At 56.2% G+C, this 14,243-nt stretch carries 13 protein-coding genes and 1 tRNA gene; all 14 read left to right on the forward strand.

Annotated elements, in window-relative coordinates; all coding sequences use genetic code 11:
- Positions 1-15 precede the first annotated feature (15 nt).
- The gene (gene pabC, locus HCU74_RS07830) at positions 16-834 is read left to right on the forward strand and encodes an aminodeoxychorismate lyase (protein WP_168449831.1); all 819 of its coding nucleotides are present in this window, start codon (positions 16-18) and stop codon (positions 832-834) included.
- The gene (mltG, locus tag HCU74_RS07835; RefSeq protein ID WP_168449832.1) at positions 827-1,894 is read left to right on the forward strand and encodes an endolytic transglycosylase MltG; all 1,068 of its coding nucleotides are present in this window, start codon (positions 827-829) and stop codon (positions 1,892-1,894) included. The genes pabC and mltG overlap by 8 nt, the downstream gene beginning before the upstream one ends.
- On the forward strand, positions 1,891-2,541 hold the full coding sequence (gene tmk, locus HCU74_RS07840) for a dTMP kinase (protein ID WP_246864483.1): 651 nt from the start codon (positions 1,891-1,893) through the stop codon (positions 2,539-2,541). The genes mltG and tmk overlap by 4 nt, the downstream gene beginning before the upstream one ends.
- Complete coding sequence (gene holB / locus HCU74_RS07845; protein ID WP_168449833.1) at positions 2,538-3,509, forward strand: DNA polymerase III subunit delta'; 972 nt, start codon at positions 2,538-2,540, stop codon at positions 3,507-3,509. The genes tmk and holB overlap by 4 nt, the downstream gene beginning before the upstream one ends.
- Before the next feature lie 52 nt (positions 3,510-3,561).
- Entirely contained in the window at positions 3,562-3,912 is a 351-nt protein-coding gene (locus HCU74_RS07850) for a PilZ domain-containing protein (protein WP_168449834.1), read from the forward strand.
- 33 nt (positions 3,913-3,945) lie between these two features.
- The gene (locus HCU74_RS07855; protein WP_168449835.1) at positions 3,946-4,716 is read left to right on the forward strand and encodes a TatD family hydrolase; all 771 of its coding nucleotides are present in this window, start codon (positions 3,946-3,948) and stop codon (positions 4,714-4,716) included.
- Positions 4,717-4,752: 36 nt separating this feature from the next.
- Complete coding sequence (gcvT, locus tag HCU74_RS07860; RefSeq protein WP_168449836.1) at positions 4,753-5,877, forward strand: glycine cleavage system aminomethyltransferase GcvT; 1,125 nt, start codon at positions 4,753-4,755, stop codon at positions 5,875-5,877.
- 3 nt (positions 5,878-5,880) lie between these two features.
- A complete protein-coding gene (locus HCU74_RS07865) occupies positions 5,881-6,939 on the forward strand; it encodes a beta-N-acetylglucosaminidase domain-containing protein (RefSeq protein ID WP_168449837.1) in 1,059 nt (352 codons plus the stop codon).
- Between the two features lie 136 nt (positions 6,940-7,075).
- Positions 7,076-9,223, forward strand: a complete 2,148-nt coding sequence (fadB, locus tag HCU74_RS07870) for a fatty acid oxidation complex subunit alpha FadB (protein ID WP_168449838.1) — start codon at positions 7,076-7,078, stop codon at positions 9,221-9,223.
- Positions 9,224-9,241: 18 nt separating this feature from the next.
- Positions 9,242-10,417 carry an acetyl-CoA C-acyltransferase FadA gene (gene fadA, locus HCU74_RS07875; RefSeq protein ID WP_168449839.1) on the forward strand — a complete coding sequence of 392 codons (1,176 nt, stop codon included), beginning with the start codon at positions 9,242-9,244 and terminating at the stop codon, positions 10,415-10,417.
- A 158-nt stretch (positions 10,418-10,575) separates the two neighbouring features.
- Positions 10,576-10,660: transfer RNA gene (locus HCU74_RS07880), tRNA-Leu, on the forward strand.
- Positions 10,661-10,738: 78 nt separating this feature from the next.
- On the forward strand, positions 10,739-12,067 hold the full coding sequence (gene tig, locus HCU74_RS07885; RefSeq protein WP_168449840.1) for a trigger factor: 1,329 nt from the start codon (positions 10,739-10,741) through the stop codon (positions 12,065-12,067).
- 114 nt (positions 12,068-12,181) lie between these two features.
- Complete coding sequence (gene clpP / locus HCU74_RS07890; RefSeq protein ID WP_282596015.1) at positions 12,182-12,811, forward strand: ATP-dependent Clp endopeptidase proteolytic subunit ClpP; 630 nt, start codon at positions 12,182-12,184, stop codon at positions 12,809-12,811.
- 109 nt (positions 12,812-12,920) lie between these two features.
- The gene (gene clpX / locus HCU74_RS07895; protein WP_168449841.1) at positions 12,921-14,195 is read left to right on the forward strand and encodes an ATP-dependent Clp protease ATP-binding subunit ClpX; all 1,275 of its coding nucleotides are present in this window, start codon (positions 12,921-12,923) and stop codon (positions 14,193-14,195) included.
- Positions 14,196-14,243: the final 48 nt, after the last annotated feature.

Here is a 14,243-nt window from a genome sequence, read left to right on the forward strand (position 1 = left end):
GGGCGGCGTTAGCCGATGACGGTTCAGTACTGTTTGCACAATGGTCTAGCGGCGGCGCCGGAACTGGCGGAAAACCGTGGGCTGGCCTATGGCGACGGCGTGTTTGAAACACTGCTGGTGATCGACGGCAAACCCCTGTGGTCCACTGAGCACCTGCGCCGCATGGCGCAGGCAGCGGCCAAACTGGGCCTGCATTGCGACGAGCAGTTAATTGGCGCAGAGGTCGAAGCCGTCAGTCGCCGCAGTCAGGGACGCGGTGTGCTCAAAATTCAACTGTTTCGCGCCGCTGGAGGCCGTGGATACCACGGTGCAAGTGGAGCGAGCGAGCGTCTGTTGAGCCTGTGGCCGGCCCCGGTGTCTGCGGTGTGGCGTAATGGGGCGAAGGTCATTCTTTGCACCACCCGTCTGTCGGAAAACTATCAACTCGCCGGCATCAAACACCTCAATCGCCTCGAGCAGGTGCTGGCGGCCAGGGAAATTCAGCGCGCCGGGGCCGACGAGGGGTTAATGCTCGATACCAGCGGCGCCTTGATTGAGGGCGGGCGCAGCAATCTGTTTGCCGTGCGTGACGGTATTCTGCTGACCCCCTCACTGCTCAAAAGTGGCGTCCGCGGTATTATGCGCGAGAAAATCATCGCGGCTGCGGCGGATTTGTCGCAGCCTGTTAAGGTGTGTACGCTCTTTCCGTCCCATATTGTCAGTGCGGATGAATTGTTTCTATGTAACAGTGTGTTCGGAATTTGGCCAGTCACATCCGTTGGCTGCGTACATAAGGAAATCGGCCCTGTGAGCCGCCAACTGCAAGCCAGCTTTGAATCCAGTTTTCATGTTTAAATTTATTCGTCTTTTTGGCGCGCTATTATTTCCGGCGATTTTTGCCGTGCTGTATGCCGCTTACTACGTGGATGCCTACTTTGACCGCGAATTGACGATATCGGGGGACCAGGAAACCTTTATTCTGGAACCCGGTACCGGCTTTTCGGCGACGATGAACGAAGCGGCCCGGCGCGGCTGGCTGCAACAGGAAGGCGTGCTGAAAATCTATGGTCGTCTGTTCCCGGAGCAAACCGGAATTCGCGCCGGGGAATACCGGATCAGCAGCGGCACCACCGTGCGCCAGTGGCTGGATATGATGCGCGATGGCGATGTCGTGCGTCATCAGCTGACGCTGGTAGAGGGGTGGAATCTGCAGCAGGTATTGAGCTATTTGTCGGCACAGGAACTGTTGGCCGAGGAGTCGCTAGCGCCGGGCGAGGGCTTTTGGGCCCAGCTGGGTATTGACGACCCCTTGGCAGAACACCCGGAAGGCCTGTTTTTCCCGGATACTTATGATTATCGGCGGGGCGATAGCCCCAGTCTGATTTTACGTCGTGCCTACCGCCGTTTGGTTGCGGTACTGGAGGAAGAGTGGCAGGCGCGCAGTCCCGACTTGCCCTATGCAAACCCTTATGAGGCGTTGATTATGGCTTCGATCGTGGAGAAAGAGACCGGGGTGGCCGCTGAGCGCGCGGAGATAGCGGGGGTGTTTGTTCGCCGTCTGAATCTGGGTATGCGCCTGCAAACCGACCCAACCGTTATCTACGGCATGGGTGATCGCTATCAAGGGAACCTGCGCAGTCGCGACTTAAAAGACGGCAGCAATGAGTACAATACTTACCGCATCGACGCCTTGCCGCCCAGCCCGATTGCGTTGGCCGGCAGAGAGGCTATTCACGCCGCACTGCACCCGGCCGATGGCGAAACACTGTTCTTCGTTGCCCGTGGTGATGGTAGTCATCAATTTTCCCGAACGCTGGCAGAGCACGAAGCTGCGGTAGATCGCTACCAAAAGCGGGGGCGTCGTCGGGATTACCGTTCGAGTCCGCCGCCGGTCAGTGAGGATGGGAAAGAATGATGGGGGAACTGCGCGGACGTTTTATCAGCCTTGAAGGCGGCGAGGGGGTCGGTAAGTCCAGCAATATTGCCTTTATTGTTGACTGGTTAACCGATGCCGGTATTCCCTTTATCCAGACCCGTGAGCCCGGCGGGACCCCCCTCGCGGAGGAGGTTCGCGAGTTATTACTGCGGCCTCGGGACGAGGGGATGACAGAGTTGAGTGAATTGTTGCTGGTCTTCGCCGCCCGGGCGCAGCATCTGCACACCAAAATTGAGCCCGCTCTGGCGGCCGGTACCTGGGTGCTCTGCGACCGCTTTACCGATGCCACCTTTGCTTACCAGGGCTATGGCCGAGGACTTTCCCGGGACACTATTGAGCAGCTGCAGCAGATGGTTCAGGGCGCGCGGCGCCCGGATCTGACCCTGCTGCTGGACGCACCCGTGGAGGTGGGAATGGCCCGCGCCGGAGAGCGGGGAGAGCTCGACCGTTTCGAGCAGGAACAGCACAGTTTTTTTGAGCGGGTGCGGGCCGGGTATTTGGCCCTGGCCGAGGCCGACCCCCAACGCTTTAGCATTATCGATGCCAGTCAGCCGCTGGCCGATGTGCAACGAGACATTGGCCAGGTATTGCAGCGCTTTGTCGACGGATCGGGAGCGTCTGCATGAGCGACGCGGTAATGGCCTATCCCTGGCAAATGCCCCAGTGGCAGCAGGTCTGCCAGTTGCTGGAGGAACAGCGCCTGCCCCATGCGCTGCTGTTTTCCGGGCCGGCGGATACCGGCAAAAAACGTTTTGCCGATGCGATGCTGGCGGGCTTGTTGTGTGAACAGCCCCGTCAGCATTTGTGCTGCGGAGAGTGCAAAAGCTGTAATTTGCGCAGCCAGGGCAGCCACCCCGACCTGAAGGTCATCTGCCCCCACGAGGGCAAACGGCAGATAGGTGTTGATCAGGTTCGTGTGCTGCAGCAGTTTACCGGTCAGAGCGCCTTTCGCGAGGGCGGAAAAAAGCTCGTACTGGTATACCCGGCCGAAGCGATGAACGCCTTTACCGCAAACGCCCTGTTGAAGACCCTGGAGGAACCCGCAGGCGACACCGTAATTGTGCTGCTAAGCCACGCCCCCAGCCAGTTATTGCCGACGATCCGCTCCCGCTGCCTGCAAATGAACTTTGGTATTCCTCCTGAAGCGGCGGCGCTGAGTTGGTTAAAGAACTACGTGGGTGACGACGCTCAGGCCAGGGTCGTGCTTGCCGAGGCCGGAGGGCGGCCGCTGGCGGCCCGGGCGATGTTCGAAAATGACAGCTTGAACGAAAGCCTTCAGTTCGACCAGGGGCTGTCTGCAGTTGCGGCAGGGAGCAAGTCGGTGCTGCAATTGGCTGAGGAGTGGCAGGGAGGCGAACCCCTGACACTGTTGGAATGGTGGTTGCGGCGCCTGGTTGCGCTGATTCGTCACCACAATACCGGCGAGCCGGTTGCAGAGGGCTGGCAGGCGTTTCTCGGTATTCCGCCGGTGGCGGTATTTGAGCACTACGATGAGGCCCTGCAGCTTCGGGCAAAAATTCAACGGGGTGCAAACCTGAACAAGCGGCTGATGGTAGAAAAGCTGCTACTGGAGTGGTTTGCCCTGCGGCGCTAGGTGTCGCGGGGTATGCTAGAATGGCGAGTGAAGACGGCAAAGGGGTAGTGTAATGAGTGGACCACAGGGCGCTCGCAACGGCATATTATCGCTGACGATTCGTGATAAAGCAGTGCTCTATGCGGCGTACATGCCATTTATTCGCGATGGTGGGCTGTTTGTGCCCACGACCAAGCCCTATCGGGTTGGCGACGAGGTGTTTATGTTGCTGACCTTGATGGACGAGGGTGAGAAAATCCCGGTGGCAGGCAAGGTGGTCTGGGTGACCCCTCGCGGTGCGCAAAGTAATCGGGCGGCGGGCATCGGCGTACAATTTATCGGCGATGAATTGCAGGCCAACAAGAAAATCGAATCCTATCTCGCCGGTATCATCGAGTCGGAAAAACCGACTCACACCATGTAACTCCTATAAATTTCATTACTTGTCAGGTTTTCTATGCTGGTAGACAGTCACTGTCATCTGGATCGTATCGATCTATCTCCCTATAACGGCGATTTGGGCGCCGCCATTGCGGCGGCGGAAGAGCGCGGTGTTTCGCGCATGCTGTGTATCGGTATTGACCTGAACAATGCCGGTCGCGTGGTGGAAATTGCCCAGCAGTTCGACAATATCTATGCTTCTGTCGGTATTCATCCGCTGGATATCAGTGATGAGGTCTGTGGGGTGTCGACCCTGCTGGAGCTCGCCGCGCAGAACAAGGTCGTGGCGATCGGTGAAACCGGGCTGGATTACTATTACAGCAGCGACAATAAGTCCGCCCAGCAAGAGAGCTTTGCCCACCACTTACAGGCTTCAGCGCAGTGTGGCAAACCTGTCATCGTGCATACCCGTGAGGCGCGGGAAGATACGTTGGCGCTGATTCGCGAGCACGGCGACCCGGCCACCGCAGGGGTATTGCACTGTTTTACCGAGTCCTGGGAAATGGCCAGTGCGGCCATGGAAATGGGTTATTACGTGTCTTTTTCCGGCATCATCACCTTTAAAAATGCCCAGGAACTGCGCGATGTGGTAAAAAAAATGCCGATGGATCGGCTGCTTGTCGAGACCGATTCTCCCTATCTCGCGCCGGTGCCCTTTCGCGGTAAAAAGAACGAACCAAAGTATGTCTGTGAGGTCGCAGCCTGTGTCGCCGAGATAAAAGGGCTGACCCTGGAAGAAGTTGCCGAGCGCACGACAGCCAATTTCAATCAGCTGTTTGCCCTTTAAACTAATCATTTGCCACCCCTGGCTGGAGATTTACCCTTGACTGATACCGCCCTGAAAGCCACTGCGCTCAACGCCTTGCACCGCGAACTGGGTGCCCGGATGGTGCCCTTTGCCGGCTACGACATGCCGGTGCAGTATCCCTTGGGCGTCAAAAAAGAGCATCTGCATACTCGGGCTGAGGCTGGGCTGTTTGACGTGTCGCATATGGGGCAGATCAGATTGACGGGGCAGGGGATCGCCGAGGCACTTGAGGCCATACTTCCTCAGGATGTGATTGGCCTGCCGGTTGGTCGGCAACGCTATGGCTTGCTACTGAATGAACAGGGCGGCATTCGCGATGACCTGATGATCGCCAATCGGGGCGACGATTACCTGCTGGTGGTGAACGCTGCCTGTAAGGAAGACGATGCACAGTGGCTGCGCCAGTATCTGCCGGCCAATATCGAATTGGAGTTGTTAAGTGGGCAGTCGTTGATCGCCCTGCAGGGGCCTAAGGCACGAGAGGCGTTGACGCGGCTGCTGCCCGGCGTGGCGAACATGACCTTTATGGATACCGCTTTCATGGAGTGGCAGGGCCTGCCGCTATGGCTGAGTTGCTCGGGTTATACCGGGGAAGATGGATTTGAAATATCCCTTGCCGATGCCCATGTGGAAGGATTCGCCCGCCGTCTTCTCGAGGAGCCCGAGGTGGAAGCGATAGGTCTCGGTGCGCGGGACTCTCTGCGTTTGGAGGCGGGGCTGTGCCTGTATGGTCACGATATGGATCAATCGATTACACCGGTTGAAGCGGGCTTGCTGTGGTCGATACAAAAAATTCGCCGACCCGGTGGTGAGCGGGCCGGGGGCTATATCGGCGATCAGCCTGTTGAAGCACAATTGCTGCATGACGATAAAATCAAGCAACAACGGGTGCTGCTGGATATTGAAGGGCGGGCGCCGGTACGTGAAGACAGCGACATCATTGACGAAGGCGGTCAAAAGGTGGGGCGGGTGTGCAGCGGAGGCTTCGGTCCAAGCGTCGGTGGACCAATTGCCATGGCCTACATCAGCACCGAGGCGCTGAACGCCGGAGTGTCGGTCTTTGCCAGCGTGCGCGGCAAGGCCATTCCCGTCAGTGTACGCAAGGCTGCATTTTTTGCCTCTCGCTATTTCCGGGGGTGAACAGTGAGCTTTCACTTGGGGGTCATAGAAGGATTCTACGGCCGTCAATGGAGCTGGGCGCAGCGCTTGTCGTTGCCGCCGTTGCTGAAATCCTGGGGCTATCGCAGCTATCTCTATGCGCCCAAGGGCGACACCAGTTTGCGCAGTCAGTGGCGCACTCCCTTTACCCCGGTCCAGCGAGAAAATCTCGCCGCCCTGGCTAAGGCATGCTGCGAAACTGGCATTGAATGGGGTTTGGGCTTGTCTCCGGTTGGCCTTCAGGCGGACTATCGGGAGGGTGACCGCGATGCCTTGCGGCAAAAACTGGATGAAATTCAGGTGTTGTCGCCAAACCGCCTGTGGATTTTGTTTGATGATCTGCCGGCGGGGAATCCCCATCTTGCCACCAATCAATTGGCCGTGGTTGATACAGTGCGCCATCACTGTCCTGAGTTGCAGCTCGCCGTGTGCCCCAGTTACTACAGCGACGATCCGATACTTGAAGAATTGTTCGGTGCCTGCCCGCAGGGGTATTTTGCCGACTTATCTGACGGCCTTAGCGCCGATATTGACCTGTTGTGGACTGGCTCCAGGGTTATCAGCGAGGCCTACAGTGAGCAGGATATGCGCGCTGCCGCCGATAAACTCGGCCGGCTGCCACTGCTGTGGGATAACTATCCGGTGAATGACGGTCGGCGCAGCAGCCGTTTTTTGAATATCTCTCCTTTTCAGGGGCGCCCGGCGGCCCTGTCCCGGTTGTGCAGTGGCCACTACGTCAACCCAATGAATCAGTTCCATTTATCCCTTCCGGTCTTGCAGGATCTGCCAAAGGTCTATACTGCACAGGCGGAGTCCTTTGACGAGCGCCTGGCCAGCGCGTTGGCATCACTTCCCGGCGCACTGGCGGACTTGTTACAGCGACACTGGCAGGATTTTCAGCGACGTGGCCTGGATGGGATGAGCGGCGCCGAAAAGCAAGTGCTAGCGGCCCGGTGTGATGAGATAGCCCATCCCGCTGCGGTGGAGCTGGCCACTTGGCTGCGTGAGGGCTACCGCTTCGATCCTGAGTGCTTGACTGAATAGCTAATTGACACGGCCTTTGCCCGTTGCGCTTGCCATGAAACGCAGATTCCGGTAGCTTTAGCTCCCGAATGTTTACATGGTAAACATGTTGCTTCAGGCAAATGCCGCCGCCCACTACTCGAACAGAGGGAAAACAATGATTTATCAAGGCAAGGCGTTAAGCGCAAGCTTTCTGGAAGACGGTATCGCGGAGCTCTGCTTCGATCTTCAAGGCGACTCTGTCAACAAATTTAACCGCGTAACCCTGCAGGAACTCGGCGAGGCGACCAGTGCCTTGGCAGCAGCTCCCGGGCTCAAGGGCGTGGTGGTTACCAGCGGTAAGGATGTCTTTATCGTCGGGGCCGACATCACCGAATTTACCGAACTGTTTCAACTGCCAGACGAAGAACTGCGCGAATGGGCCAGCAAGGCCAATGATGTTTTCAATGCCTTTGAAGACCTGCCGGTGCCCACTGTAGTTGCAATTAACGGCGTTGCTCTGGGTGGCGGCTATGAAATGTGTCTGGCCTGCGACTTCCGGGTGATGTCGTCCTCTGCCATTGTTGGTCTGCCGGAAGTTAAATTGGGCATCAACCCCGGTTTTGGCGGCACCGTGCGTCTGCCACGCCTGATCGGCTGCGATAACGCGACAATGTGGGTGGCAACCGGTAATCAGCAAAAACCCGATGCGGCGCTGAAAGACGGCGGTGTGGATGCGGTTGTTGCGCCGGAACTGCTCAAGGACGCGTCGATTGACCTGTTGAAAAAGGTCATCGCCGGAGACTTTGACTACCAGGCTCGCCGCGTAGAGAAAACCACGCCGGTGAAACTGAACGACATCGAGCGCATGATGGCGTTTACCACTGGTAAGGCACTGGTGGCCCAGCAAGCGGGTAAAAACATGCCTGCGCCTCTCACTGCGGTGAAATCCATGGAGCGCAACTGTGGCTTGAATCGCGCAGAGGCCATTGAGGTCGAGATCGAGCACTTCATCAAGCTGGTTCGCACGCCCCAGTCCAACGCATTGATCGGTCTGTTCCTGAATGAGCAGGGCGTAAGCAAGTACGCCAAAACCGTGGCCAAGCAGGGCGGCGACGTCAAGCAGGCGGCGGTATTGGGCGCCGGTATTATGGGTGGTGGTATCGCCTACCAGTCAGCTTATAAAGGCACGCCAATTCTGATGAAGGACATCGCCGAATCCGGCCTTGCTTTGGGTATGAAGGAGGCTGGCAAGCTGCTGTCCAAGCGTGTTTCCCGAGGCCGCATGACCCCGGATAAAATGGCGTCTGTGTTGAGCAGTATTCGTCCGATGCTCACCTACGACGGCTTTGATAGCGTCGATGTTGTTGTCGAGGCTGTCGTTGAGAATGCGAAGGTCAAGCACGCCGTTCTGGCTGAGACCGAAAAGCATATTCGCAAAGACGCTGTATTGGCGTCGAACACTTCTACTATATCCATTAGTTATCTTGCAGAAGCACTTGAAAGACCTGAGAACTTCTGTGGAATGCACTTCTTTAATCCAGTGCACGCCATGCCTCTTGTTGAGGTCATTCGCGGCGAAAAAACCAGCGACGAGACGGTGGCGCGTACAGTGAAGTACGCCCTGCAAATGGGCAAGACTCCCATTGTGGTGAATGACTGCCCGGGCTTCTTCGTCAACCGTGTGTTGTTCCCTTATTTTGCAGGCTTCGACATGCTGGTGCGCGACGGTGCTGACTTCCGCCATGTTGATAAAGTGATGGAGCGTTACGGCATGCCCATGGGGCCGGCCTACTTGATGGATGTTGTCGGTATCGATACCGGCTTCCACGCTGCCGAAGTGATGGCAGAAGGTTTCCCCGATCGCATGCGTCATCCCTTCAAGGGCATTTCCCAGATGATGTTCGAGGCCAACCGTTTTGGCCAGAAAAACGGCATCGGCTTCTACAAATACGAAGAAGACAAGCGTGGCAAGCCCAGGAAAACTGAGGACGACACCGCGCTGGCGATGGCGGCAGAGGCTAAGCAGCAGACAGTTGAGGTTTCCGACGACGACATTCTGGCCCGCATGCTGATTCCAATGTGCATTGAAACGGTACGCTGCCTCGATGAAAACATCGTGCGCAACCCGGCTGATGCCGATATGGGCTTGATTATGGGAATAGGTTTCCCGGTTTTCCGTGGCGGCGCGCTGCGCTACATAGACCAGATGGGGGTGAAGGCCTTTGTCGAGATGGCCGATCGCTATGCCGACCTCGGTCCCTTGTACCAGGTGACAGACAGCCTGCGTGCGATGGCGGCTAACGGCGAATCTTTCTTTAAATAATCGGGCGGAGACTGGAACATGAACTTCAAAGCAAATGATGTAGTGATTGTGGATTACGCCCGTACAGCAATGGGGCGTTCCAAAAATGGTGTTTTCCGCAATGTGCGTGCGGAAAACATGTCAGCGGAATTGGTTGATGGCCTGTTGGCGCGCAACCCCGGTGTCGATCCGGCCTTGTTCGAGGACGTGATCTGGGGCTGTGTTAACCAGACCAATGAGCAGGGCTGGAATATCGCTCGAATGATGTCCGTGATGACCAAGCTGCCCCACGAAGTGGCTGCTCAAACTGTCAGTCGTCTGTGTGGCTCCTCAATGTCAGCGCTGCACACCGCGGCGGCCTCTATCTCCGCAGGTCTGGGGGATACTTTCCTGGTCGGCGGCGTGGAGCACATGGGCCATCTGGCCATGAATCATGGTGTTGATCCCAACCCCCAGGCCAGCAAGTACGTTGCGCGGGCAGCGGGCATGATGGGGATGACTGCCGAGGCTCTGGGCATGCTGCATGGCATAAGTCGTCAGCAGCAGGATGAGTTCGGTCTGCGCTCTCACCTGCGGGCGGCAGCGGCGCGGGAAGCAGGGCATCTGGACCGGGAAATTATTGCTATCGCCGGTCACGACGAAGACGGTCGCAAGATGCTGGTCAAGGCTGACACCACTATCCGTCCGGAAACGACCCTGGAAAGCCTGGCACAGCTGCGTCCGGCCTTCGATCCCAAAAACGGTACGGTGACCGCAGGCACCAGCTCACAGATCGCCGACGGCGCCTCTGCCATGATTATCATGTCTGGCCAGCGTGCAATGGACCTGGGTTTAACGCCGCGGGCTAAAATCCGCAGCATGGCGGTGGCGGGTGTTGATCCCTCTATTATGGGCTATGGCCCGGTGCCTTCTACCCAAAAAGCCTTGAAGCGGGTCGGTTTGACCATGGACGACATCGACACTGTCGAGCTGAATGAGGCTTTCGCGGCACAGGCCCTGCCTGTCCTCAAGGACCTGGGTTTGCTCGACAAGATGGACGATAAGGTCAATCTGTATGGTGGCGCTATTGCCCTCGGTCATCCCTTCGGTTGTTCCGGTACCCGTATCACCGGCACTCTGCTGAACGTGATGGAAGAAAAGGGCACGACCCTCGGCCTTGCTACCATGTGTATTGGTATGGGGCAGGGTATCAGCACGATCATCGAGCGCGTTTAAGCGCTCGACTCACCTTTCCGGCCTTTCTTGGCCGGAGTTACAGGGCTACGCTTGATCGCGGGCTGGCCCTGTGGCACAATTTGCGACCTTATTCAGCCGTGGTTGGATAATTCACGCTTAAACCGTGTTAATTCAAATACTTAGACGGTTTGTGGTGTGCGGATGTGGTGAAATTGGTATACACGCCAGATTTAGGTTCTGGTGCCGCGAGGCGTGAGAGTTCGAGTCTCTCCATCCGCACCATTTCAAAGAATTCTTATTGATAACGGGCAGCCTCTCTATATCACTGCCTGTATGTTAGATCGCTTTTGAGGAACTTCCATGCAAGTCTCAGTTGAAACGACCTCTGGTCTCGAGCGTCGCTTAATCGTCGGTGTCCCGTCATCCCGTGTTGATAGTGCAGTGGACAGCCGCCTGCAAGAAGCCGCCAAAACCGTCAAACTGAACGGTTTCCGTCCAGGCAAAGTTCCCATGAAAGTGGTGCGTCAGCGTTTCGGTCAGTCCGTTCGCATGGAAGTGCTGGGCCAGGTTATGAATGACTCTTTCTATGAGGCGATTCGCGAGCAGGGCCTGAAGCCCGCTGGCCGCCCCGAGATCGAGCCGAAGAGCATGGAAGAAGGCAAGGACATCGAGTTCGTTGCGACTTTTGAAGTGTTTCCTGAGATCGAGCTGAAAGACTACAGCAGTATTGAAGTGAAAAAGCCGGTAGCTGAAATCACCGCCGCTGACCTGGATAAAATGATCGACAACCTTCGTCAGCAGCGCGCCACTTGGCAGGCTGTTGAGCGCGCCGCAGTGGAAGGCGATCAGGTTAATATCGACTTCCTTGGTACCAAAGATGGCGAAGCCTTTGACGGCGGCGCGGGCGAGGGCACTGATCTGGAACTGGGTTCCGGGCGTATGATTCCTGGCTTTGAAGACGGTATTGTCGGTATGTCTGCCGGTGAAGAGAAAGTGTTGGCACTGACTTTTCCCGAGGACTACCACAGCGAAGAGCTGAAAGGCGCTGCGGTTGAGTTCAAAATTACTGTGAACTCGGTCAATGAACGTATCAAGCCCGAGCTGAACGATGAGTTCTTCAAAATGTTCGGTGTTGAAGAGGGTGGCGAAGAGGCCTTCCGCGCTGAAGTTGAAAAGAACATGGCGCGCGAACTGAAAAACGCCGTGAAAATGCGTATTAAAAACCAGGTGATGGATGGAGTGCTTGAAGTGCATTCTGACCTGCAGGTGCCCAAGGCGCTGGTTTCTCAGGAAATCGACGCACTGCGCAACCAGCAAATGCAGCAATTCGGTGCCCTGGCAGAAAAGATCAACCCCAAGGACATTCTGCCGGATGAGCTGTTCAGTGAAAATGCCGAGCGCCGCGTCAAGCTGGGTTTGGTGCTGAATGAGCTGATTACCTCGGAAAAAATCACCGCCGACAGCGACAAAGTGCGCGCGGCCCTTGAAGAAATGGCGTCGAGCTATGAGGACAAGGAAGAGGTGATCAACTGGTATATGAGCCAGCCCGAGCAGCTACAGCAGATCGAAGGCATGGTCATCGAAGAAGAAGTAGTTGAAAAACTACTTGAAAAATCGAAGGTTAGCGAAGAAACTTTGAGTTACGAAGAAGTTATGTCGCCACCAGCGAAGGAAGATGAAGAAGACTAAACTCACCTGTTTGGTGGTCTTCGTTAAGCGACTGGGCTCCGGCTCCGTCGCTTGATTTTTTTCTGGGATGCCATAACTTAACAGTCAGTTCACGCCACGAAGAGAATTGAGTATATGTCCCGCAACTCCATTGACGGAAGCAGCAACAGCACTATCACCAGCCTGGGTCTTATCCCAATGGTCGTCGAGCAAACCGCTCGCGGCGAACGCTCCTACGACATTTATTCCCGTCTGCTCAAGGAGCGGGTAATTTTTATGGTGGGCCCGGTTGAAGATCACATGGCCAACCTGATTGTGGCGCAGATGCTCTTCCTCGAGTCAGAAAACCCCGACAAGGATATCCATCTGTACATCAATTCGCCGGGTGGCTCGGTCACTGCGGGGCTGTCAATTTATGACACCATGCGTTTTATCAAGCCTGACGTGAGCACCATGTGTATTGGTCAGGCGGCCAGCATGGGCGCGTTTTTGCTGAGTGGTGGGGCCAAGGGCAAGCGTTTTATTCTGCCCAATGCGCGCACCATGATTCACCAGCCTAGCGGCGGTGCCCAAGGGCAAGCCACAGATATCGATATTCAAGCCCGCGAAATTCTGATTATCCGCGAGCGCCTCAACCGCCTGATGGCGGAGCACACCGGTCAAGACTACGAAACCATTGCCCGGGACACTGAGCGCGACAACTTTATGAACGCTCAGCAGTCCTGTGACTACGGCCTGGTTGACGAGGTATTAACCTCGCGTTAATGCCCAGGGCGCAGTACGCTGCGCCCGCTAAACTTGCAAATCAGGGCAAAAGGGGTCATCTTTATAATCAGGTGGAAATTCGCCCTAAAAGTCGACAAGGTGGAAATTAATGAGTAGTAAAGACGGCGCAGACGACAACGGCAAGTTGCTGTATTGCTCTTTCTGCGGCAAAAGTCAGCACGAAGTACGCAAATTGATTGCTGGCCCTTCCGTGTTTATCTGTGATGAATGCGTAGATCTGTGTAACGATATTATCCGCGAGGAAGTGCAGGAATCCACCGGCGAAACCAGCCGTGAGAAGCTGCCGTCCCCGAAGGAAATCAACAGCACCCTCGATCAATATGTCATTGGCCAATCCCGCGCGAAAAAGGTGCTGGCTGTAGCGGTGTACAACCACTACAAGCGCCTGCGCCACGGCGGTAACGGCAAGGATGACGTAGAGCTGGGTAAGAGTAATATTCTTCTGGTGGGACCGACAGGGAGTGGTAAAACACTGCTGGCGGAAACCCTCGCCAGACTGCTTGATGTTCCCTTCACTATCGCCGATGCGACAACCTTGACCGAAGCGGGCTATGTTGGTGAAGATGTTGAGAATATCATTCAAAAGCTGCTGCAAAAGTGCGATTACGACGTAGAAAAAGCCCAGATGGGCATCGTGTATATCGATGAAATCGACAAGATTTCACGGAAATCCGATAACCCGTCGATCACTCGGGATGTGTCCGGAGAAGGGGTTCAGCAGGCGCTGCTGAAACTTATCGAGGGAACGGTGGCCTCGGTGCCTCCCCAGGGTGGGCGCAAGCATCCGCAGCAGGAGTTTTTGCAGGTGGATACCTCGAACATTCTGTTTATCTGCGGCGGCGCCTTTGCCGGCCTGGACCGGGTAATTCGCGACCGCTCAGAAAAAGGCGGTATCGGTTTCAGTGCAGAAGTCAAAAGCAAGAACGAAAAGCGCAACGTTGGCGAAGTACTGGCCGAGGTTGAGCCGGAAGATCTGGTGCGCTACGGTCTGATTCCCGAATTTGTAGGCCGCTTGCCGGTTATTGCAACCCTGGAAGAGCTGGATATCGACGCGCTGGTGAGTATTCTCACCGAGCCGCGCAACGCCCTGACCAAGCAGTACGCGAAGCTGTTTGACATGGAAGGGGTCGAAGTCGATTTCCGCGACGATGGTTTGCGTGCAGTTGCCGAAAAGGCAATGACTCGAAAAACCGGTGCTCGGGGTCTGCGGTCGATTCTGGAGTCGGTACTGCTGGATACCATGTACGACTTGCCGTCGAGTGACAATGTCAGCAAGGTGGTTATCGACAGTTCGGTTATTCAGGGAGATTCAGCGCCGATATTGGTGTACAGCGATCAGCGCAAGGTTGCCCCTGAAGAGTGATGGGGATTTGACCAGTTCTACCAAAGCCGCCTTAAGGGCGGCTTTTTT

This window comes from Spongiibacter thalassae, assembly GCF_012272835.1.
GTDB classification, from domain to species: Bacteria; Pseudomonadota; Gammaproteobacteria; order Pseudomonadales; family Spongiibacteraceae; genus Spongiibacter; species Spongiibacter thalassae.

Coding starts and splice junctions, on each gene's coding strand:
- pabC (WP_168449831.1), top strand. CDS start 16: ATGACGGTTCAGTACTGTTTGCACAATGGTCTAGCGGCGGCGCCGGAA.
- mltG (WP_168449832.1), top strand. CDS start 827: ATGTTTAAATTTATTCGTCTTTTTGGCGCGCTATTATTTCCGGCGATT.
- tmk (WP_246864483.1), top strand. CDS start 1,891: ATGATGGGGGAACTGCGCGGACGTTTTATCAGCCTTGAAGGCGGCGAG.
- holB (WP_168449833.1), top strand. CDS start 2,538: ATGAGCGACGCGGTAATGGCCTATCCCTGGCAAATGCCCCAGTGGCAG.
- HCU74_RS07850 (WP_168449834.1), top strand. CDS start 3,562: ATGAGTGGACCACAGGGCGCTCGCAACGGCATATTATCGCTGACGATT.
- HCU74_RS07855 (WP_168449835.1), top strand. CDS start 3,946: ATGCTGGTAGACAGTCACTGTCATCTGGATCGTATCGATCTATCTCCC.
- fadB (WP_168449838.1), top strand. CDS start 7,076: ATGATTTATCAAGGCAAGGCGTTAAGCGCAAGCTTTCTGGAAGACGGT.
- fadA (WP_168449839.1), top strand. CDS start 9,242: ATGAACTTCAAAGCAAATGATGTAGTGATTGTGGATTACGCCCGTACA.
- tig (WP_168449840.1), top strand. CDS start 10,739: ATGCAAGTCTCAGTTGAAACGACCTCTGGTCTCGAGCGTCGCTTAATC.
- clpP (WP_282596015.1), top strand. CDS start 12,182: ATGTCCCGCAACTCCATTGACGGAAGCAGCAACAGCACTATCACCAGC.
- clpX (WP_168449841.1), top strand. CDS start 12,921: ATGAGTAGTAAAGACGGCGCAGACGACAACGGCAAGTTGCTGTATTGC.